Below are 20,197 nucleotides of genomic sequence, written 5' to 3' on the forward strand. Positions count from 1 at the left end.
ATGTCAAACGGTACTCAAGCTATTGTTTTCGGTGGAGCAGGCTTCATCGGGACTCACTTAACGACCTACCTTGTGTCATCCCAGAAGTATGAACGGGTCGTTTCGATCGACATCGGCCAGCCCAGAGCCCATGTAGCCGGCGTAGAATATCTGCACCACGATGTGCGCGAGACGATCGACCCTAACATCTCGAACGGAAGTCCCGCTGACATCTTCAATCTTGCAGCCGTTCATGTCACGCCAGGTCACCCGGACGGCGATTACTACTACACCAACGTCCTAGGAGCGGTTAACGTTTGCAGGTTCGCCGACGAAATCGGCTGCAAGGATATTGTTTTTACGAGCTCCATCTCGATCTACGGCCCAAGCGAGGCCGCGCTTGATGAGGACGCTACGCCCCGGCCTGTAAGCGCCTACGGCCGCTCAAAGTTTGCGGCCGAAAAAATACATTTGCTTTGGCAATCCGGGGCACCGAACCGGAGGCTGACCATTGTTCGACCCGCTGTCATTTATGGACTTTACGAGCGCGGAAATTTCACGCGCCTGTCGCGGATGATGCAAAAAAAGGCTTTCATCTATCCAGGAAGAACGGACACCATCAAATCCTGTGGCTACGTCAAGGATCTCATCTGCTCGATGAGCTACATGTTGGCGCGAAACGAAGGCGTATCGATCTATAATTTCTGCTTTGAGCGCAGACATTCCATCAGCGAGATATGCGCTTCTTTCTCGAGGGTCGCTGGTTATGCCCAGCCGCAGCTCACGATTCCGATTTGGTTGATGAATCTCGCAGTACTTCCGTTTGAAATCCTGCAAAGCGTTGGCCTAAAGACGGGGATCAACCGCGAACGGGTAAGGAAATTGTGGTTTTCCACGAATATTCTACCCAAACGCCTCGTCGCAAACGGTTTCAAGTTTTCCTATGATATGGATGCCTCGCTCGCAGAATGGAGACGAGATTCCACTCTGAAGGATTTCGATTAGCCGTTCTTCTGAGGGGGCTCCCATCGGCTACCCACAAAGCTTACGTTCGCACCACGAGACAATGTGACGAGTGTGTCCACCGCAAATGCGGCCCTCAGCTACGCCCGCTTCGCGGCGACTATTGGCTTGTGCGCGGTCGTTGCCCTCGCACCGCTGCCATTTGCGTCCATGGACATGCGGATTGTGGCAGTCTGGATACTTTTGCTGTCGGCCGTGCTCCTTTTGGCGAGTTTGCGACCGGTAAGCTCTCGCGACCTTTCATTCATCATCGGCTTCGCAACAATTTCGCTGGCTTGGACCTTTGTTGTTGGCGCACAGTTAGGAACAGCTTCGCTGCCATCCGCATGGTTGACGGCTTCGATTTGGCAGCAGGCCTCGGCTATTCTGGGGCAAGATTTAACTGGCTCTGTTTCGGTAGCGCGCAATCAGCCGTTTTTTGCCATGGGATCACAGATCGCTTGTTGGATGTCGATGCTCTGCGGCTATCTGGTCGGCCGCGATAGACGTGCCGCCCGTTGGCTGTTGATGGCCTTTTTAGCATCAGCACTGGCCTACGCGGTGTATGGATTGTTCGCGTTCATCTTTTGGCCCAACTATTTACTTTGGCACCAAAAATTCAATTATCTGAATGCGGTGACAGCGACCTTCATCAATCCAAATGTTGCGGCCTCGTACTTCGGAGCCGCAAGCGTTGGATGGTTTTTGGTTTTTGCGAGCTCCATGAACAACAGCTCGGCTCCGCTTTCTTGGCGCGAGCAGATCAGATTTCGCCTTCGAGTGGCGTCTTCGCAAACAGTGCTCCACCTGCTGGCCTGTTTCGTCGTCCTGGCTGCGACCATGATGACCGGCTCGCGCGCTGGTTCGGTTGTGTCCCTGCTTTGCATGGCGGGGGCTCTCGGAACTCACTTCCGCAATCAATTGAAACAGCGGCACTTGTTGTGGGTTTTTCCGATCGCGGTCGTAATATTGATTATTGGTGCAATTTCGATCTTTGCGCCCAGCGTCAACCGTAGATTTGGCACCCAGGGCTTCTTTGATGCCGGACGCTGGCAGGCCTATGTGTCAATGGCCGAAATCATCAAGGAGTATCCATGGTTCGGTTCCGGACTTGGGACCTTTCGCTGGATCTTTCCAGCGTATCGGAGCGGAGAGCTTCCTTCCTATGGCACATGGGAACAGGGCCATAATACCACCCTAGAAATTGCCTCGGAAATGGGCATCCCTTTCACCGCGATCGTAGCAGCCGGCTGGTTGGTGGCTCTTCTCATTCTCGGACGCGGAATAACACGGCGCAACCGGGACGCAATTCTCCCCACCACAGCCTTTTGGATCGGTCTGTTGGCATTAGTTCATTCGCAAGTCGATTTTCCCCTGCAAATTCCGGGCTTTAGTTTGGCCATCTGCCCCATTCTGGGCATGGGAATGGCTCAGTCCTTTTCAAGCAATGAGCCGCCATTAACCTAACCTCACAGGATGCTGCGCAGCACTGTACATTTGCCTAATTTTCTTTTAAAAACACGTAATTAGGTCACAAAGTGGATGGTTTGATCATGAAGGCACCAGAAGGCTCGGCCTGTTCGAAGTACGGCTTCTCGGCCGCGCTCTGCGCGCTGACATTGTACTTTCCCGCCGCCGCCCTTGCCGCCTGCGTAAACGATGCTGACGCTGCCCAAAAGGCGGCGAATTTTACCACCAATCCATCATCCCTTTTGAATGGACCCAATGGACCTCGCAGATCCGAAGAGATCGCGGCAGATGTCCAGACCTTCGTCGCCTCCTATCCTCAGGCGCTGCCGGCGGTGCTTAGTGTCCTCAAGGACTTGACCGGCAAGGGACCATCGACCTCCGACCTCCAAAAAGCGATCGGCACCGGCCTCGGTAAGGCGGCGAATGTTTGCAAAACGACCGACCTGACTTTCGCTCTGGAAATCCAAGGCGACCTTGGTGCGACCGGGTCGCCCGATGCAAACGGCCAGTACGCTGCCGTTACCGGAAACGATCCGACCCGAAGCGTAGCTCTGTCAGGCGCCACGACAGGATCTTCCGGCGGCGTTGGCGGTCAGACGACACCGACCGGGGGTGCATTCTCCGGGACATCCTTCCAGAGCTTCGTATCGAACAGCGTCTCTAACAACCCGACGAATTATTTCAGTTCGAGCGTTGGTGGGGCGGGATCAGCAGGCGGGAGCAACACCACGACGATCATCTGCTCGGTCTCAGGGACCTGTCCCTGAGCATTGGAGCATCGCAGTTTGGCCTTCGTGATGCTTTAAACTCACGCTTATTTGCGCTCGCAGCGGCTAGCCTTTATTCGGCCTGCCGCGGCGCAGCTCATCAGACAGACGGGTCGGATGCTTCAGACACGCATTTCATCTCCCTCTCCGGCACAGAGTCAAGGCACCGATTCAGCCTCGCTGGAACAGACTGTTTCCTCGGCCATCGGCCTCGTCACTCGGCAATATCCCGTGATGATTATCACGGTGCTCGTCTGCCTGAGTCTTGCAGGCACGTATTTGTTGGGGGCGACCAAGCGCTACACCGGCACCGCTGTCCTTATGATCGACAGCCGCAAGATGCAGGGGCTTCAAACACAAACGGCGGTCGGCGGAGACAACCCTATAGATTCGGCGATGGTCGACAGTCAGGTTGAAGTTCTGAAATCGGAGACGATCGCCTCCGCGGTCATCCGAGACCTGCGTCTGTTAGACTCCCCGGAATTCATGCACGAGGACGCTGGGCTGCTGAGTGGGCTATCGCAGCTGCTTTCGAGCTTATTCCCTGAGGAAAGGCCATCTGACGATGGACTGATGCGAGCCGCCGTTGGGAGAATTCAGAGCGGGCTCACGATCAAGCGGGTCGGACTCAGCTATGTTATCGAGATAGCATACCAGTCCACCTCGCCAGAGCTGTCCGCACGGATCGCCAACGCCATTGCAGAGAATTACATTACAGATTCTCTTGAATCGAAATATCAGGCTTCGCGCCGTGCGGCGGTCTGGCTGCAAGACCGGCTCAAAGAACTCCGCGCTCAAGCTTCTGCAGCGGAACGCACGGTGGTCGATTACAAGGCAAAAAACAACATCGTTGACGCAGGCGGACGTCTGCTGACCGAGCAACAGTTGGCGGAGATCAACAGCGCTCTGACCGAGGCTCGCGCAAAGCGCGCCGAGGCCCAGGCCAAGCTCGAGCGCATTACCTCGATCTTGAACGCGGACGACAATGATTCGCGAGTAATCCTGAACGATTTGGGCGCTGTCAACGATTCAATGGCTAATCCCGTAATCACCAAGTTGAGGCAGACCTATCTCGATTATGCCGGCCGCGCTGCGGATTGGTCCAATCGATATGGTCCAACTCATTTGGCCGTGGTCAATTTGCGCAATCAAATGCGCGAAATACGGCACTCTATTATCGATGAGCTCCGACGCACGGCAGAAGGTTACAAGAGTGACCTGGCAATTGCCAAGGCGCGTGAAGAATCCAGCCAGAAAAGCTTGAATGAGACGATCGCCGTTTCGAATGATACAAGCCAGGCCCAGATCGTTTTGAAGGACCTCGAGAGCAATGCGCAGAGCGCCCGCGCGCTGTCGGAGAATTTCCTTCAGCTCTACATGGTATCAGTCCAGCAGCAGTCATTCCCGATTACCGAAGCGAGGGTCATCACCCAGGCCTCACAATTGTCGACGCCTAAGACTTCCCCCAAGACTGCTTTGGTTCTCCTCGCGGGTATCGTCGGCGGATGCATCCTCTCGGGCTTAATGGCGGTCTTCATCGAAATGCTGGACCGCGTCTTCCGCACCGTCCATCAGGTCGAACGCTTGCTTCAGACCAACTGTTTGGCATCCATTCCGGTGATCGGGTCGGAGGCAGAAGCTGGAATGGGGCTGCCCTTAAATCTGGTCAAACGGTGGTCCCCATTGTCCAGGAGCAGAGCGGAGGCATGGTCGCGATCCAGTGAAGCAGCGGGTAAGTCGCTCCGCGCGGATGGAGGGAGAGCTCAATCACGATCCAGCTCTGACCGGCTGCTCACCATCGATAACAGCGTCGGACGATTTGCGATCAACTCGCCGTTTTCCCGATTTGCGGAGGCGCTCCGCTCGATCAAATTGGCCGCCGACTTGAGCAACTTCGGGACGCCACACAAAGTCTTAGGCATCACATCCGCTCTTCCCAATGAAGGAAAATCCACCGTTAGCGAAGCCTTGGCTCAGACCACGGCACAAAGTGGCCTACGTACGCTTCTGATTGACGGAGACCTCCGTAACCCAAGCCTCACCGACCGGCTTGCACGGTCGGCCGATGCTGGATTGATTGAAGTCGTGTTTGGCAAGGCGGACCTGAAGGACGTGCTCTGGGTCGATCCGCAAACTAATCTGCATTTTCTTCCTTGCGTGGCGGCGTCTCGATTTTCGAACTCGAGTGATCTGCTGGCGTCCCCGCAAATGGAGAAGCTTTTTCAGCATCTTCGTGAACACTATGACCGGATCATTTTGGACTTGAGCCCTATGGCTCCTGTGATCGACGTTCGCGCCACCGGCGGTCTCGTCGACTCCTATATTCTCATTGTCGAGTGGGCCAAAGCGAAGGTCGACGTGGTCGAGCGAGTCTTGCGGGAAAACCCGCTTGTTCGCGAGCACATGCTGGGCGCCGTTCTAAACAAGGTGAACTTAGCCGCGATGAGCCGCTACGATTCCTATAGCGGAGGCTACTACCGCAACCGATACTACAAGCGCTACGGATACGTGGACTAGTCAGCCAACGATGACGGCCGTCATAAATGCTTTTGGCAGATTGACAACCGTTCTCATCGCCTTGAGCTCGGCAAGCTGGGCGGTCTCCTTCCTCTCTAATTCGGATGGGGGAGTCGCACTGAATAATGCAGCCAACGCGGTGTTAACCGGCAGCGGGTTCAAGCGAAATTCTGTCTCCGAAGCAGCATTGTCGGCCGCTGAGACTCGTAAATTCTGCAATCCACGCGAAATTAGAGCGGCTGCGATCATCCGCCTGCGGCTCTATGAGACCGCCGTCGATTCTCTCGACATGCGGCTTGCCGATCAGCGGCTGACAATGCTCCGGTCCTCGGTGAGAGAAGCCCTCACGTGCGTTCCAACTGATGGGCTATTGTGGTTCATCGAATACTGGAGCGCCATCAATCAAGGTGGCCAGGTTAGCAATCACCTCGAAGCATTGCGGCTGTCCTATTCGTTGGCACCCTTCGAGGGCTGGATTGCTCTTCGTAGCCCCTACGTGCTGGCAATTTATGACACGCTTACGCCGGACCTTCAGGAAAGCGCCCGCAACGAGTTTGTGTCCATTGTTCGAACGGGCTGGATCCGCGACGCCGTGAAAATTCTCAAAGGAGCCGCGTGGAGGCATCACCAAGTCCTTTTGGCCGGGCTTGGAACGGTGAGCTTGGATTTTCGTCTCCGATTAGCCCGCGCGTTGCGCGCCGAAGGCTTAATGGCGGACGTTCCGGGGGTCGAGCCCCAAGAGTTTAGACCTTGGGCATATTAGTTCTGAAGTCGTCCTTCAGAGTCTCAATCCTCTTATCCCGGATCTCGGAGATTAGGAGGAAGTGGAAGCGTATGATTTGTTCAACTTGAAATGACGTTTGCGCCGCTCGGCTATTCGCGAGTGGTGGCCTTCACCGCGGTTCCCGCGAGAGTTTGCGATTGAGCAAGGGATCGTCAGGTTTTTGCGCTAACTGAAAGGAGCTTTCGATGCTTAGGCGCGCGCTCATGGGGCTTTCTTTAGCAGCCGTAGTGGTCTACTTAGCTTCTCCTTCTCAAGCTGAAATGACTTCGTCCGCAAAGCCTGACGAGGTGACGGGCCACGCGGGGGCGCTCGGCGGCACGTGGCTGTGGACCTTACCTGATACGGCAAATGGCCTCCGCCCCACCCAAAGTTGGCATGCTACCGGTTCGTCTCCAAGCGGCGACATCTACGTCGGGGGAATGGATCACAAAACGAACTCCGCCTTGTATCGGCTCGACTCGACCGTTGGGACCCTCAGAGTCGTTGGAGATGCGCGCTCAGCGTCAGAGAAAGTTTCGAACTGGCTGCCCGGAGAGACAGTGCAGAAATTCCATACGCGCCCGCTCTGGCACAACGGCAAGATCTATGTCGCCACCATGAACCGCTCGACCCTCGACGAGGGTTATTTGAAGGAGAGAGGGTTTCACTGGTACAGCTACGATCCTGCGCAGGAAAGCTTTGCCGATCTGAGTGTCGCAGAACCGGGCGGCACAGCCGTCGACCATGGGAATGTGGTCACGCTCGCCTCTGATCGCCGCCGAAACGTCATTTATGCGGCCGGGGTGCCGACCGGCGAGATTTTTCGGTACGACGTTGGAAGCGGCCGAACATCTCGCTTAGGCAGGCCAGCGGCATACGACCAGCAGTTTGTCTATTCTGGCCGGGTGATGTGGACCGACAGCCGGGGCCGGCTTTATTTTACCGCCAGCAACTCCGGGTCTCCGTCCGTCTATGCCCACGTTTATTATTTCGACCCCGAAACTGGGTTTGGGGAGCACAAGGACTGGCCACTGCAAGCTGCGCAGGCCCTTGAGGCGGGGCAGTGCATCCAAGATGGCAAGCAATGCTTCTTTTCGGATGATCAAGGCCACATATACAGATTTGCTGACGAGGGCCCATCCTGGTCATATCTCGGACAACTACACACCGCCGCGAAAGCTTATGTTTGGTTGTTCAACGTCGATTCGGAGGGACGACACGCCTACCTAGGAACCAGCATTCCTTCTGAGGGCAAGCCAACTGCGCTATTCGAGTTCGACCTGCGAGCAGGAACAACGGAACGCATATGTGACGTCGCCGAGCTAGACCCGTCTCTCAGAAGCCTCAACATCCATACTGGATATGATAGCTGGGACGCGCAGGGGCGGTTCTACTTTGCGAGCTTTAACGGGCCTACCGAGCAGCGGGTGATCCTAACGCGCGTGGATATTCGTCGGCTCAAAGCCACCCTAAGGAAGAACTAAAGGAGTTCTCGTTGGCAACAATCCAATTCTCGTACGGGGGGATCTCCGCGACCAGTCAAACGCGGGACTGGTACCCCTGCAATTATGATCGGCGATTCTGACCCAAAACGCCGAATCAGTCGTTCCAAACCGTCTTCGACAACACGCTGTTCGGACGCGGGCTCACGCAAACGCGAACGTGAGGAGGCTGATAATCCTATCCGTTTGCCTTGTAATGATCGGCGTCACGTTCTTGACGATAGTTACGATCGCACCGCGTCTGAATTTTTGGATCGACGATCTCTGAAGGTCGGCTTCCTCTGCACTTAGGTCGCGTGCAAGGAGATTTTGGTGGCTTGGCAATCCGCCGGGCGCGTTAGAAGACATTACTGCCTCACCAACCTCCGGCGGACGGCGATCACTGCCGCGAGGTGATGCGTAGGATCTGTGCGTTGTTGGCGGTCACGACCGTATCATTGGCTGTCGCGATCACGACACGAACGAACTGCAGGAACTTGGCGGTATCGACGGTGGCTGCGTTAGCGGCAAACAGAACGTCCTTGTCGCGCATATCAAATTTAGTCGCCAGGAAGTATGCGGCGGGATCGCGGAAGTCTGCGTTGTAGACCACCGGCACCGTTGGCCCGACGAACTTGGAGCAATCCACGCCTAGCCGTTCTGCGAGTTCGCGCGGCTCCCGGCGATAGAGGTACACGCCGCTCGGCTCCGCTTGGCCATCCAGGAGGCCCCCCGCCTTCGCCATGGCTTGGGCCATGTTGATCTTCCACATGTCGAACGGGAATTGTCCCTGCTGGCCCGACGCACCGAATGCCAGGAAGATCTGCGGTTCACGGTAGACATAGATGGTATCGCCGGGATGGACCCAGACATTGTTGGCGGGAGTATAAACCAGAGCACCGAACGGAACCGTCGCGCGCTTGCCGTGACGCTCAAGCGTGACCCAGGTTTCCCAGCCCTGCCCCTTTGGACCACCAGCCCGCGAGATCACATCAAGGACCCGCTCACCAGCCGCATTGGCCGTGAGGCGGGTAGGCAGATTGACCTCACCAAGAACGCTGATCAGCGAGGTGTTCTGGGTGACTAGCGAGACCACAACCTGCGGCTCGATGGCGCGGTTGCCGATCGCCTTGACGATGTCCTGCTGGATTTCACTGGGCGTGCGGCCCGCGGCTTTGACCGCGCCCGCATACGGAACAGTGATGAAACCAGCCGAGTCGACGTTCTGGTTCGGCAGGGCAACGAAATTGCCCGGGCGTACGCCTGCTTCGGCTGGAATGAAAAGACCACCCGCCGCCGCCTCGAAGATCGACACCGCAACCACGTCACCAATGCCGAACTTAATGGAAGGCGGCGGTCGATTATCAGGGAACGAGCCCGCGATGGCACCGGGGCCGTATTCTTTGAGGATGTCGACCACCGTGGGCGTGAGCGTCACCAACCCATATTCCGGGCCATTCTTGGTGTGCTCGCTCTTGATGACGTGGTCCTCAGGACCCGACATCGGCATGATTGCACAGCCCGCAGAACCGAGCAGCACAGCGGAAAGCATGCCGATAAGAACGAAGCCCCGTTTAAAATCCACCCGAGTTCCCCACTACAACGAACCCCAAATTCCGCGAATTCCCCAGAGGAGTCAATGAATCGCGCCCGATAACCTGGCTCCTAAGGAGAATAACCTGGAGGTTGTTGCAATGCGGTTACAGGCGGGCACCGGGGGAGATGACCCGATAGGGGGCTAATAGGCGTTTCTGCTGCGGGTAAGTTCTAAACACGTGAGCAGGAGGATCTTCAGGTCGAGCGCCAAGCTCCAATTGTTAATATACCAGAGGTCGCAATCCACCCGGCCCTTCATCTGCTCGACAAACGCGGTTTCGCCGCGATAGCCTTTGACCTGCGCCCAGCCCGTAATACCCGGTTTGACATGGTGCCGAAACGCGTAGTCGCAGAGCAGCTGGCCGTAATGCCCGTCATGCGCCAACGCATGCGGCCGCGGCCCCACTAAGGACATCTCCCCTTTCAGGACGTTCAAAAGTTGCGGCACTTCATCAATGCTCGTTTTACGGAGCATTCGTCCCGTCCGGGTGACGCGCGCATCGATTCGCTTCGCCTGCACCACATTGGGACCATCCTCCATGACGGTCATTGTCCTGAACTTGACGATCGAAAATTGATGTTCGTTAAACCCGTTCCGCCGCTGCCGAAAGAATACAGGGCCAGGCGAATCCAGCTTGATCGCTACCGCGCTGAGAGCCATCAGCGGGGCGAGAAGGATCAATCCGATCGACGCCCCCACAATGTCCAGCACGCGTTTGCCCAGCTGCTCGGCGCGGGAGAGCGGGCCGCGCTGAAGTTCGATAGAGAGCGAGTTTTTTACCCGGAACGACGGGTTCTGAGTAAGGGAGCGAACCCGCCGATCCGGCAACAGCTGCACCGGCAGCGGCGAAATCCGAAGCCCATCCCGCATCAGCTCAATCTTGCGGGTATCGCTCCAAGGAAAGGCCAAAACGATACCCTCAGCGCCTTGCGCGCGTGCCGCGGCAATGGCGCGCTCTAGCGCCGCGAGCTCGTCTTGGCTTAGGGCAAAGCCGCCTGTCGCGGTGGGGAGCATCACACGCTCCACTTCGGTCAGACCAAAGTTTTCCAATAACTCTTCAAGGCCTATCGACGCCAGTTCCTCGCGGGTCCCGAGCAACACGATACGGCGCCCCCGGACCTGCCCATCCGCAACCACACTCAAAACCAGTCGTCTGGACATTCGGCGGCAGACCACCAGCAGCAGCGGGGCAAGCAGGCCAAAGCAGATCATGGAGCCGCGCGAGTAAACCGCGCCGCTTTTCATCAAAAACACCAACGAGGTCAGCAGCAGGCACACCAGGGTCCACTGGCCAAGGATCCGCCCTAGATCCCTCCGCTTCTTTGCAAGAGCCGCTCGAAGATCATACAGACCGGTGGAATGTCCGATGATCACATAAAGCATCGCTGCGACACTCCCCTGAGCGACCACCGGCTCCAGGTTAAGTTCGGCGTTTGCGAGCGTTTGATAGATCCCGGCGCCCACAAGGCTCGACAATACGATCACGGCAGCGTCAAGGACTGCCAAGAAGTACGCGAGGCTTGAGTAGGGTATTTTCAAGCCAAACCAGCGGCCGTCTAATGCAGCACCGGTCGCCGCACCGAGGTCAGGGGCATCAGGCAGCTTGGAGGACGTCGCCTCGCTGGGTTTTGAGAGTGAAGTTCGCGGGATCAAAAATCGCCTCCTACGAAAACAAACAGGCCACCGCCGCCAACAATCACTCTAGCCGCTGCAATGCAGCAGAATTATGCAGAAAACTGAAATTAAAAGCTCTATAATCGTCCCTTACTGCCAACATGATGAGCTCAGAGTCAAGCCATTGTTTTCCATCACCATTCTGAACCGGCTGACGATCGCGTTGGCATTCACGTTAATCGTTCTGGCCACAACCGGCGAAACTTTCGGTCAACCCCCTCGCGGGAAGCGGGAGTGCGGTCCAGGACTTGGTTCTGAAGACCAGAGAAATTGCGATAAGCAATTTTCCGAGCAGCTGCGCAGCAGCAGCGGCATTGTGCCACTCGCCCAAGGCTGGCAGCTGGTGAAAACCAAAAGCCCGACAGGGGGACAGGATGCCATCTCGGTCATGCACGTTGCCGATTCGGGGAAGTCGGACATCGGCCTCGCTGGCCTGAGCCTTCAGTGTGGTCAAGAGCGCCAGAGGATCGACGTGATCGTGATTCTTCTGGACCGTTGGTCGCGCACCGATCGTCCCAAGATCGTCCTCACCTCGCCGAACGGCCGAGCTGCTGAATTTGAGGCATCCGTCACCCAGGCCGGCGAGGCTCTGTTACTGCCGAAGAGTGCATCAGAGCTCGTGCAGAATGATTGGCAATCCGCAACGGAGCTGAACGTCGAAATCGACGGCAAGGCCGGTCAGATTCGGGGGGTCATTTCCGTTACCGGACTGGCGGCCGCGGTCCGCACCTTGATGGAAAGCTGTGCAGGGCGCTAGCGCTGAATCCGGGGGGAACGAGTGACGATTCCTTAAGAAAATGGGTGGAATGGTGGCGACGGAGACAGACAATGACCCCGGTCGCCATCTTGCTATTTCTTACGGGCGCGGTCCTCGCGTGGCGCTTTCGCGTCTGGATTCTTGTGCCCTTCTGCCTAATCGCGATCGTTGCCACGCTCTCGATTCAACTTGCCCAAGATCAGGGCTTTGCAACCGCAGTCGGATACGCACTTTTGGCAGGCTGCGCGCCACAATTTGGCTACGCCTTCGGCCTGCTGGCACGAGGCACATTGATGGCTCGCTATTCACCCCGTCAAACTGTTTCTCGGAAAGCGTCGGTGGCCGCGCTTTATCGGCAGACATCGGCTCGCGACGACCGGGATATCTGACAGGGGTCTGCATCCTGAGTGCCGCCCAAAAGAGGGTTTGGCGACGCCGACCCCCCATGCGATAGTGAAGCACCGCTCCCGGCCATCAGCTTTCTTCACTTTCCTCATCCCCCTTGAAGTTCTCCATTGCCGCTCGCGTTTTCCCTTCTGATCATCCTGTTGGTTGCAGCTGCCGCAACGCCATTCACCGATGGCATTTTCGTCCAGCATACGGTGTATCTGCTGGCCCCGCTCATGCTGGTGTCCGCGGCCGCTGCGGCGAGCTTGGCCGATCTTACTGCACTCACCCCGCTCCGCAGGTTTATGCTGGCGGCGCTCTTCCCGATGCTCTGGATGGTGACGCAAATTGCTCCCCTTCCATTCTCCCTCGTGAATCCCATCTGGCCCACAACAGCCGTCGCGTTGAATGAACCGTCGTTGGCGGGGCGAATCACGGTCGACCTGGGAAATACTTTGCGCGGCTTGATGTGGTATTCGGCCCTCCTGTCACTGCTGCTCTCCACCACCCTGCTGGCAAAAGATCGCAAAAGGGCGGAAGTCTTGCTGGTCGTTCTGACTGGCGTCGCGACGTTTATCGTGCTCGCGAGTTTGAGTCAGATCGTGCTTGCCCGAACAGCCTTGCTAGATCTCGGTCTGGCAGAAAACAATTCGCTTGCTCTCGTTGGGGTCATTGCAGCGCTCGCAAACACGGCAACGATTGCAATGGCAGCGGAGCGCCAGCTTGGTCGCGCCGGCACTCTCTTTCCACTGAATGGCCCATTCCTGCTGCGCATTGTCCCGGGCATTGCCGGTCTCATGATGTCTCTTGCTTACCTGGCAACGCTCGAACGAATAGTCCACATGCTAACGGCGCTGGGATTTGCAATCATGCTGTTCATTGCCGCCGTCCGTCGTCTCGGATATCGGTCTTGGCCGTCGGCGCTCCTGGCCGGCCTCCTCATTATGATGGCTGGTGCAGCGACGCTATCCCAGGAACGACCCGCGACATGGGCGGATCTGCTAGCTCGGAGCCGAATCGAGAATCAAGACTCTGTAGCGATCACACGACGTGCCATATCGGACAGCTCGTGGACCGGCAATGGCGTCGGAACATTCGCCCAGGTTGCCCGCATCTATCAGGACTATGCTGTTGGTATTGCGCCGCGCGCTCCTTCAACCGCAGCGCTGGTTGCAATCGAATGGGGTCGCTTAGCCCTGCCAATCCTGGCGTTATTTGGGCTTCAGGTCTTCTTTTTCATCTTGCGCGGAGCCGTTGGACGCGGACGGGACTCGTTCTTTGCCAGCACAACTTGCGCCCTTGTGCTTGTCGCAATTTGCGAGAGCTTTGTCGACACGAGCATGTTGAACCCGGCGGTGCAGATCATTCTTGCAGGATTGATCGGGCTCGGCTTGGCGCAAAGCACCGGGCGGACCAGCTCCCTGTAAGCGCGACCTCAGACCCTGGCGCTCGAGATCGTCGCCCAGAGCTTGGAGTTGGGCATCTGCATCCGCACCCAGCGATAAGGAACACGCGACCACGGCTTGATCTGCGGCGTCATGTTATCTAGCACCAAGTCTCCGCTATTGGTCCGGACCACGAGAATCAGGTGATGCTCACCGGAATTGACCATGACCTCGCTCAACAGCAAGGCGCGAGCCGGCCAACCGCGCTCCAGCAATTCATGCCGCTTGCTGACCGCATAGTCGTTGCAATCGCCCCGCGCTGGATTGATCAGCCATTGCTCGCCAGCCACGCCGAGTTCATTCCTCTCCGGGGCAATTCCGCGGTTAACCACCTGATTGATCTCCTTGAGATCTGCCCATCGCTCCTCGGTCAGCCGGACCGGCCCGCCCCGAAACATCGGCCGCGTGCGGCACTCGCCTCGGTATCGAAGACAAAATTGGGTAAACGCCATCGGCGGAAGAGTGGGAGTTTCGAGCTTGATGCGCTGGATTGCGGATTGAAGCCCCATTGGCATTCCCACAAGTCCGGCCTGGACCGGCTCAAGCCACATGGAGCCGGCTGCGATGACCCCGAGGGCGATAGTGATGATTCTGCGCATTAGTTGCTCCCCGCATGCTTATTGGCTAGGAAGCTAACGCGAAGGGTTTGAAATTTTGCGGCATCCCGCCATTCAATTAGAAACAAAAGCCAAGCAGGACATTGCGATCCCGTTAACTATGTGAGCTGACCTGAATCATTCGGGCGCTGGCCCCAAAGACTGCAAAGGCGACAAGTTCGGCAAATGCTCAGATTGTCGAGATCGAGGAACAAAAGCCGAATGCCGACGGTGCCCGAGGGCATTCGCATCTATGCGATAAGCGACATTCATGGATGCGCCGATCTGCTTCAGCAGATGTTTGCCGTCATCGACCGCGATCTCACCACAATAGGTTCAAGGCGCGCAATCCACGTTTTCCTCGGAGACTACATCGATCGAGGGCCTGACTCGAATCGGACCATCGAATTGCTGATGGAACGCGGCATGAAGCATGAATCGATCTTCCTGAAAGGCAATCATGAAGCCTTCCTGTTAGACGTTCTGCATGCCCCTTCGCAGCTTCAGGATTGGAAACAATATGGCGGCCTCCAAACCTTAGCCTCGTATGGACTTAGACCTTCCCTCAATCCTGATCCGGCAGAACAAGACGAACTCATTCGACGATTATCGCAGGCAATTCCGCCTCATCAGTTGCACTTCTTCAACAACCTGCGTGCGCGCTTTGTGTGCGGAGATTTCTTTTTTGTCCATGCTGGAGTGAAGCCTGGTGTCGCCCTGGCGAACCAACAAGAACAGGACATGCTCTGGATTCGAGACGAATTCCTGGAGAGCAACAAGAATTTCGGGAAATACATCGTCCACGGCCACACCCCCGTCCAGCAGCCCGACATAAGACCGAATCGGGTCAATATCGATACGGGCGCCTATGCGACCGGAAATTTGACCCTGTTAACACTTCAGGACGACAGTATGATTGCCTTGTAAATCAATGACACGTCGTTTTTGCTTTGGAGATTTGATGCATTCAACGACCCTAGTTCGCGTCCTCCTGTTGGGCCTTGCGGCAGCCGTCGGCTGTTTTGGGATCGTATCAGCAGCCGCAGAACTGATCACCTCCAAGCGGCCGGATTTTCCAGAGCACCCAACCAAGGCCAGTCTCAGCTCGAACGCTCCACCCGAATGGGTTGGATTGATCTCTCCCTTGCGCTCTGACCTCGAAGGCAATCAGGCTCTATTTCTTGCGCTCCAAGTAATGCAACTGCCAAGAGGCGATGACAGGGTTCGGGCCCAGAGCGAACTTGCCCGGTCGCGTCTGAAGCATGTTGTTTCCATATCGCCATATGATGCTGAGCTATGGCTCGCCTTGGCAGTGCTGGAAGCCCGGCAGGATCCGGACAGTCCAGCAGCGATCGAATCCTTGAAGATGGTCTATCTCACGGCACCGAGCGAAGGCCGATTGATGCCTCTGAGGCTTGCTTCTGCAACCCGATTCGATGCCCTCGCCAGCCCCGATGTGAGGGAGCTAGTCCAAGGTGACGTCCGCCTGATGTTGACGCGAGAGCCGAAACAAACGCGAGCCCTGGTGTTCGCATATCGGCAAGCCTCAGCCCGGGGCAAAGAATTCCTGAAAGATGCGATCCGGGCTATCGATCCCGCGCTTCTCAACGTGCTCGGGGGCTAGTCGAGCGGGCCTGCTGCGGGCGGAGGAGTTTGGCCAGCCGACCCAGTTTAGAGCATATTGCCCGTTCCTCGCGAAGCGTCTAAGATTAAGACAACTGGGGGCCCCCAAATGCGATCAATTCTCGGATTACTTACGCTCACCCTGGGCATGTCGACCTTGGTGACACCGTCTTACGCCGCAGACTACGCCGTGCCTACGCAAAGGACCGCGGCGCGTATTCCGTACATTGACCGAGGTCCCAATCCGTACTGCGGGCCCCGCTGCGGATGTCCCACGGTGGCGCAGGTTCGGCACAGGTCGCTGCAACAGGCCTACCCCGCCACATTTGATCCGCGCACGAGGGATGAGCCTCACTATTACTATGGGCCGGTCCGCACTTATGTGCGTTACGTGAACCCCTTGGATCCTGAGCGGGTCTTGACCTACTAGTTTGCCACGCAGCCTTAAGCTCCGTTTAACTGCGGCGGTATAGCCTCGTTCATCGAACGGGGCTAGGTTCGATGTTCGCCATCCAGTTGCTGTCGTGCGCCTTCGTGCTGGGCGCGGCCGTTACATTCGGCAGTTACGCGTTGCTGCGGCATTGCTTGATGCAATGGAGTGACGAGTTCTAAAGGCCTAGCGCTGCACGTTTCCAGCCAAACGCCCTTCGTTCGCTGGCCGGGAATTCGGAAACCTGCTCAGCACGGCTGCCTTCATGAATTTGTAGTGCGCAATGGAAGAACAGAGTTCTTTCAACCGGCGCTGTCCGCTCTGGATCTCCCGATCGAACAGATCCTGATGATGGTTATCCAACGCCTCGCGTTCGAGATATTCATCATCACCGTTGCCGAAGGTCACCGCGGCCCGGGCCAAGACATCTTCGACCCGACGGTTCAGGCCCGATTGCTCCCGCTCGGCCGCGTGCAGCGCTTCCTCGATCGCGACCAGGATAGGCTCTATGCGGGTCCGGTCGGTCTCAGCATCCCGTTCAGGCGAACGCGCGCGGAATCCCCGTTCGCCGCCAAAACGGTCCTTCAGGAAATTCTGCGTGCGGGCCCGCAGGAACAGCTGGAACATGCGTGCGTTTTCCGGTTCAAAGCCAGACTAGAAAATGGGTCGGCGATGGTTAATAAACCTTGAAGCTTCTGGGTTGCTCGGCCCGGCTCCGTGCCATCCAGGCCTTCCAGGCACTCTCATGCTTTTGATACAATTCCAGCCAGCGCTCCTGCACCGTGGCCGCCCAAAGCACGCCGTCGTCAAGCGCCTGACCTTTAGCCTGACCGAACTCGGCCCGGCCCTCGAGGCGCTCGAATTCGAAGGTTTCCTCAACCGTCAAGCCAATCAAGACGCGCTGGCCCGCAGCATCAGGCAGATACCGCCGCGGGGCGTTGTTTCTCAGGCTCGTCATGGCGCTCCCCCTTTAGTGATCCACGGACCGGTCGGGCCTCGAGAACGTCGGCATTATCCCATATGTCCCCCAACGGGCCATCGATCAATGTCCAAATTCAAGGGTACGGAGCAACGATATGCTTCCACATGCAGTACCGACCGCGAACCGCACGAACAACAGAACGCGGGCGTTAACGTAACCGAATGTGGTTACGTGAGAGGTCACCGAGCCTATTTTTGCTCTGCTCGCACGTGTCGCGAAAACAGAACAGCCCATCCCAAGTTGCAAACATTCATGATGCACGCCGCGCTCGGACGAATGATGTAGCCTCTCCGGCTGTCGCGGAACGATAGTGCGAGTACAGCCGGCGGCGCTCGTTGCGTTTGCGCGATCGCCAGGCCCGGGTTGCGTAGCCTCCGCCGAAACCGGCAAAGAAGATCGAAGCCAAAACCGCAACTAGCACCATTGGGCAATCTTTCCATATGCAAGACGTTTCCAACTACTAGCATTGTGGTCGCGCAGTTGTGTCGACATCGTGATAAGTGTCGCTGATTTTCTCATCTCGGCGATAATATCTTGGGCAGCACAGTGCTTAGAAACTGATCGCGCGCACTTCAACCGAAGCACCATAGAGACAGCCTCACGAGCAACAGCGTGATGAAATACAGCCAGCCTGCCATCGCGATCATCGCAAGGCTGAAAAATCCGACCTCGAACATACGGTCTCGAAGCCTTGCGAACGACGATATTGTCTGTGTTTCTTGTAGCATGTCGGTGCTTGCACTCTCCAGTCTCAAGCATATCAAATTGAATTCGGCGATCTCATGACACGAAAGACACGAAGCAAGAATCTCGGTGTGAATGCGACCTTCCCGAACGATCTTAGACGAGTCGTGTTTAACCCTGCGCGCAACCAGGTTCCGAAGATACACACTCCAGAAAACGACGCTGCGGAGAAATCCTTCAAAGCCACCGACTTCATTCGATCAACGCGCCTCTCCTCGCCACGAAGCAAGTTGGCCTTTGCTCAACCCAGATTTCTAACGAGAGAGCAGACGGGGCGGTTTTGCGCGAACCGGAGGCGGCGCCGTCCCGCGAACATGGATCCACTTGCGCCTCCATCACCTTGTTGAACAGTGGAGAGCCGCCTCCTATCGGCTGGCTCTCTTTGTGGCGAAAAACGTCACAAGGATTCCCCGAAATTGCCTTATCTCGGCTGACCCGCGTGCGTACAAGGGTCGGTAACTCGTTCACAGGGTTTCCCTCAATGCTGGGTCTTCTGCTCTTATTTCTGATTGCGATGACCTCATTTGCGGCGGGGTACGTCACCCGTTCAGCGATCTCGCGGCGGCGGCGGGCGAACTATCTCAAGTTGGAACCTTACGTTCGGCCGTCACGACCATCGAAGCCTCCGTCGTTTTTGGTGCGTTCAGACAATCGCAACTCTCCACCGCTCCAAAGACTTGCGTCCGGTGGTCGTCGCGGCAGCTGAGTTGGTGGCATTGAGCGCTTCAACGCGTAGGCTGGTGGGCTTTATTGTCGTTCGTTTCGCTGGGATATTCTGGGATTGCGCATTCCGGCGGCCGTCGCCAGGCGGGCACCAAGCATGATCCCTCATTTCTACTTGCTCAATCAAACCGTAACTTTGTTCACCGCACTCGCGCTCTCAGCGCCGCGGTGCCCCTCCACAACAGGCCCAGGTATGGTTTGGCATCGCCGCGCTCTGGGTTCATAGTGGTGGCGCATCAACCAGATGGAAAACTCAATGAACCGTTTCGCAGTGCTTCTGGCGGGGGTCGCGCTCCTCGGCACGTCCGCATCCGCTCATGCTCAGGGGACCTACTCAAACGGGAGTCGCAACGGATATGCCGCCAGCGCACCACGTTCGACGATCTCGACAACAACATCTGCAGTCTCGCCTTCCAGTCCCGCACCTACACCAAGAAATCTGGGGACGGGCCAAGGACGAACTGAAGGCGCTATGGGGCTCACACCGCAACTGCAACGCGAACTTGGGATCGGGCGGCAACAATGAGTCGCCGCTGGGCAGTGCCGGGCAATTAGACCCGGTCCATTCTGCAGGCTGCGATGGCGTAACCGACATGCTTGGCTTTGTAGGCGAAGAACCTGTGCCCCATCGCGTTTATGCCGTCACGACTTAGCCGTGATCAAGCGACCAATGGTGGACTGATCGCTTAGCCATCAGGCTTCCGGGTTCGTCCAGCCGACGCACGTTGCTGTGCATCAGCCTCGATGTATTTACAAAGGGTGCAGCTCTGCTGAACGAAACCTCCGTGCTTATACGGGGGCCCCGATTTTGTCCCGGTAAGGTTGAGCGGTTAGCTTAATCCGCGTTGTTTGTTGCGAACTCTCACCGATCGCTTATCCCATCGTCTCACCGGGCTTCCCCAAGCTCGGCCCCACCCAAGCAAAGCCGTCGAGCGATATGGGTCCGCTTGGCGGCTTTGTCTTTGTCGCGACGAGAGGATGATTTCGGTTATGGCGCGCAAGCCCTGGTCGTTCAAGGAAGACCGCCGGCTGATGGAGTTGGCCAAGTCTTCGGCTTCATTGGAGGAGGCGGCGAAACAGCTCGGACGCTCGCCCGATGCGATCAAGCGCATGGCCTTGCGCCTTGGTCTTTCGCTGAAACCAAAGACAGGTAAGAAGGGCTAGAGCGAAAGCGTTGCGTCGAGCGCGCAGCGTTCCATCTCCGCTCGGGCGCAGCTCAACCGCGCGACGATCGACCAACGATCTCTCGATGACTGCGAG

At 57.0% G+C, this 20,197-nt stretch carries 17 protein-coding genes; 12 read left to right on the forward strand and 5 right to left on the reverse strand.

Annotated elements, in window-relative coordinates; all coding sequences use genetic code 11:
- The 6 genes from ABIB66_RS29675 (at position 1) to ABIB66_RS29700 (ending at position 7,982) form a co-directional block, all read left to right on the forward strand.
- Positions 1–984 (forward strand): NAD-dependent epimerase/dehydratase family protein, encoded by a 984-nt coding sequence (locus ABIB66_RS29675; protein ID WP_354256554.1) that lies wholly within the window; start codon positions 1–3, stop codon positions 982–984.
- 63 nt (positions 985–1,047) lie between these two features.
- Positions 1,048–2,448 (forward strand): O-antigen ligase family protein, encoded by a 1,401-nt coding sequence (locus tag ABIB66_RS29680; protein ID WP_354256557.1) that lies wholly within the window; start codon positions 1,048–1,050, stop codon positions 2,446–2,448.
- Positions 2,449–2,534: 86 nt separating this feature from the next.
- Entirely contained in the window at positions 2,535–3,218 is a 684-nt protein-coding gene (locus tag ABIB66_RS29685) for a hypothetical protein (RefSeq protein WP_354256560.1), read from the forward strand.
- 117 nt (positions 3,219–3,335) lie between these two features.
- Positions 3,336–5,735, forward strand: coding sequence for a polysaccharide biosynthesis tyrosine autokinase (locus tag ABIB66_RS29690; protein WP_354256563.1), 2,400 nt, complete (start codon positions 3,336–3,338; stop codon positions 5,733–5,735).
- A gap of 10 nt (positions 5,736–5,745) precedes the next feature.
- On the forward strand, positions 5,746–6,498 hold the full coding sequence (locus tag ABIB66_RS29695) for a hypothetical protein (RefSeq protein WP_354256566.1): 753 nt from the start codon (positions 5,746–5,748) through the stop codon (positions 6,496–6,498).
- Between the two features lie 224 nt (positions 6,499–6,722).
- Entirely contained in the window at positions 6,723–7,982 is a 1,260-nt protein-coding gene (locus ABIB66_RS29700; protein ID WP_354256569.1) for a ligand-binding sensor domain-containing protein, read from the forward strand.
- A gap of 397 nt (positions 7,983–8,379) precedes the next feature.
- Here the strand turns inward: ABIB66_RS29700 and ABIB66_RS29705 are convergent, their stop codons facing one another.
- Entirely contained in the window at positions 8,380–9,564 is a 1,185-nt protein-coding gene (locus ABIB66_RS29705) for a polysaccharide biosynthesis/export family protein (RefSeq protein ID WP_354256572.1), read from the reverse strand.
- Between the two features lie 153 nt (positions 9,565–9,717).
- Complete coding sequence (locus tag ABIB66_RS29710; protein WP_354256574.1) at positions 9,718–11,229, reverse strand: undecaprenyl-phosphate glucose phosphotransferase; 1,512 nt, start codon at positions 11,227–11,229, stop codon at positions 9,718–9,720.
- Between the two features lie 73 nt (positions 11,230–11,302).
- Here ABIB66_RS29710 and ABIB66_RS29715 point away from each other — a divergent pair, with 73 nt between their 5' ends.
- From ABIB66_RS29715 to ABIB66_RS29725, 3 genes are all read left to right on the forward strand, one after another.
- Positions 11,303–12,007, forward strand: a complete 705-nt coding sequence (locus ABIB66_RS29715; protein WP_354256577.1) for a hypothetical protein — start codon at positions 11,303–11,305, stop codon at positions 12,005–12,007.
- Between the two features lie 71 nt (positions 12,008–12,078).
- Positions 12,079–12,396, forward strand: coding sequence for a hypothetical protein (locus ABIB66_RS29720; protein WP_354256580.1), 318 nt, complete (start codon positions 12,079–12,081; stop codon positions 12,394–12,396).
- A gap of 126 nt (positions 12,397–12,522) precedes the next feature.
- Positions 12,523–13,821: an O-antigen ligase family protein gene (locus ABIB66_RS29725; protein WP_354256583.1), complete on the forward strand. Its 1,299-nt coding sequence runs from the start codon at positions 12,523–12,525 to the stop codon at positions 13,819–13,821.
- Between the two features lie 8 nt (positions 13,822–13,829).
- Here ABIB66_RS29725 and ABIB66_RS29730 read toward each other — a convergent pair whose 3' ends face one another.
- On the reverse strand, positions 13,830–14,438 hold the full coding sequence (locus ABIB66_RS29730; protein WP_354065132.1) for a transglutaminase-like cysteine peptidase: 609 nt from the start codon (positions 14,436–14,438) through the stop codon (positions 13,830–13,832).
- Positions 14,439–14,657: 219 nt separating this feature from the next.
- Here ABIB66_RS29730 and ABIB66_RS29735 point away from each other — a divergent pair, with 219 nt between their 5' ends.
- Together ABIB66_RS29735 and ABIB66_RS29740 are read left to right on the forward strand one after the other, a co-directional pair.
- Positions 14,658–15,362 (forward strand): metallophosphoesterase family protein, encoded by a 705-nt coding sequence (locus ABIB66_RS29735; protein WP_275172064.1) that lies wholly within the window; start codon positions 14,658–14,660, stop codon positions 15,360–15,362.
- 34 nt (positions 15,363–15,396) lie between these two features.
- Positions 15,397–16,059: a hypothetical protein gene (locus ABIB66_RS29740; RefSeq protein ID WP_354256588.1), complete on the forward strand. Its 663-nt coding sequence runs from the start codon at positions 15,397–15,399 to the stop codon at positions 16,057–16,059.
- Between the two features lie 615 nt (positions 16,060–16,674).
- Here ABIB66_RS29740 and ABIB66_RS29745 read toward each other — a convergent pair.
- On the reverse strand, positions 16,675–17,115 hold the full coding sequence (locus ABIB66_RS29745) for a hypothetical protein (protein WP_354065138.1): 441 nt from the start codon (positions 17,113–17,115) through the stop codon (positions 16,675–16,677).
- Positions 17,116–17,164: 49 nt separating this feature from the next.
- Positions 17,165–17,446 carry a hypothetical protein gene (locus ABIB66_RS29750; protein WP_275172070.1) on the reverse strand — a complete coding sequence of 94 codons (282 nt, stop codon included), beginning with the start codon at positions 17,444–17,446 and terminating at the stop codon, positions 17,165–17,167.
- A gap of 2,481 nt (positions 17,447–19,927) precedes the next feature.
- Between ABIB66_RS29750 and ABIB66_RS29755 the strand changes: the two genes are divergently transcribed.
- On the forward strand, positions 19,928–20,101 hold the full coding sequence (locus ABIB66_RS29755; RefSeq protein ID WP_275172072.1) for a hypothetical protein: 174 nt from the start codon (positions 19,928–19,930) through the stop codon (positions 20,099–20,101).
- Positions 20,102–20,197: the final 96 nt, after the last annotated feature.

This window comes from Bradyrhizobium sp. F1.13.3 (genome assembly GCF_040548265.1).
In the GTDB taxonomy this organism is placed as follows: Bacteria; Pseudomonadota; Alphaproteobacteria; order Rhizobiales; family Xanthobacteraceae; genus Bradyrhizobium.

What these genes read in the sequence shown, in the direction of transcription:
- ABIB66_RS29755 (WP_275172072.1), top strand. Translation starts at nt 19,928, where the DNA reads ATGGCGCGCAAGCCCTGGTCGTTCAAGGAAGACCGCCGGCTGATGGAG.
- ABIB66_RS29735 (WP_275172064.1), top strand. Translation starts at nt 14,658, where the DNA reads ATGCCGACGGTGCCCGAGGGCATTCGCATCTATGCGATAAGCGACATT.
- ABIB66_RS29715 (WP_354256577.1), top strand. Translation starts at nt 11,303, where the DNA reads ATGCAGAAAACTGAAATTAAAAGCTCTATAATCGTCCCTTACTGCCAA.
- ABIB66_RS29695 (WP_354256566.1), top strand. Translation starts at nt 5,746, where the DNA reads ATGACGGCCGTCATAAATGCTTTTGGCAGATTGACAACCGTTCTCATC.
- ABIB66_RS29690 (WP_354256563.1), top strand. Translation starts at nt 3,336, where the DNA reads ATGCTTCAGACACGCATTTCATCTCCCTCTCCGGCACAGAGTCAAGGC.
- ABIB66_RS29675 (WP_354256554.1), top strand. Translation starts at nt 1, where the DNA reads ATGTCAAACGGTACTCAAGCTATTGTTTTCGGTGGAGCAGGCTTCATC.
- ABIB66_RS29745 (WP_354065138.1), bottom strand. Translation starts at nt 17,115, where the DNA reads ATGTTCCAGCTGTTCCTGCGGGCCCGCACGCAGAATTTCCTGAAGGAC.
- ABIB66_RS29720 (WP_354256580.1), top strand. Translation starts at nt 12,079, where the DNA reads ATGACCCCGGTCGCCATCTTGCTATTTCTTACGGGCGCGGTCCTCGCG.
- ABIB66_RS29685 (WP_354256560.1), top strand. Translation starts at nt 2,535, where the DNA reads ATGAAGGCACCAGAAGGCTCGGCCTGTTCGAAGTACGGCTTCTCGGCC.
- ABIB66_RS29730 (WP_354065132.1), bottom strand. Translation starts at nt 14,438, where the DNA reads ATGCGCAGAATCATCACTATCGCCCTCGGGGTCATCGCAGCCGGCTCC.
- ABIB66_RS29700 (WP_354256569.1), top strand. Translation starts at nt 6,723, where the DNA reads ATGGGGCTTTCTTTAGCAGCCGTAGTGGTCTACTTAGCTTCTCCTTCT.
- ABIB66_RS29750 (WP_275172070.1), bottom strand. Translation starts at nt 17,446, where the DNA reads ATGACGAGCCTGAGAAACAACGCCCCGCGGCGGTATCTGCCTGATGCT.
- ABIB66_RS29740 (WP_354256588.1), top strand. Translation starts at nt 15,397, where the DNA reads ATGCATTCAACGACCCTAGTTCGCGTCCTCCTGTTGGGCCTTGCGGCA.